General features: G+C 62.8%; 2 protein-coding genes. One reads left to right on the forward strand and one right to left on the reverse strand.

The window, feature by feature from the left end; all coding sequences use genetic code 11:
• Positions 1 to 271: alpha/beta fold hydrolase (locus F2B26_RS17070; protein WP_328698712.1), on the reverse strand; the 271-nt coding region annotated here is incomplete at its 3' end.
• Positions 272 to 348: 77 nt separating this feature from the next.
• Between F2B26_RS17070 and F2B26_RS17750 the strand changes: the two genes are divergently transcribed.
• Positions 349 to 506, forward strand: a 158-nt coding sequence (locus tag F2B26_RS17750; RefSeq protein ID WP_201292843.1) for a helix-turn-helix domain-containing protein, incomplete at its 3' end; no start/stop codon positions are given.

The following is a 506-nucleotide window of genomic DNA, read 5'->3' on the forward strand; positions in this document are numbered from 1 at the left end:
CTATGCCCAAACCGTCCAAGAGTTCCAGGACGTCGCGGCCCAGTCGATCCGCCGAATAGGCGCCGACGGGCGCATCCGAGCCGCCGTGGCCGCGCGTATCATAGCGCAGGACCCGGAACGAGCGGCTAAGGGCCTCGATCTGGCCGTCCCACATCCGGTGGTCGGTGGCGATGGAATTGGAAAGCACCAGGACCGGCAGATGCTCCGCGCCATCCACGCGGTAGGCGATCTTGACGCCGTCTCCGGTGATGAAGTGTTGGATCGACGTCATCTTGCATCCTCGCTTGAGCGGGCGACCTCGCCCGACACCCCTTGTCCTAAAGGGCGCGACACCGCATAAAAATTACTATGATCGAGCAATCTCTGTCGAAAATTCCGACAATCAACGATCTCAAGCTGCACGACCTGCAATGCTTCGACGCGGTGGCCACAGCCGGCAGCTTCCAGGCCGCCGGCTTGGCGTTGAACCGGACACACCCCTCCGTATTCGCCGCGGTCGCCCGGCT

It is taken from the genome of Cellulomonas citrea (assembly GCF_009829685.1).
Lineage (GTDB): Bacteria > Actinomycetota > Actinomycetes > Actinomycetales > Cellulomonadaceae > Cellulomonas > Cellulomonas citrea.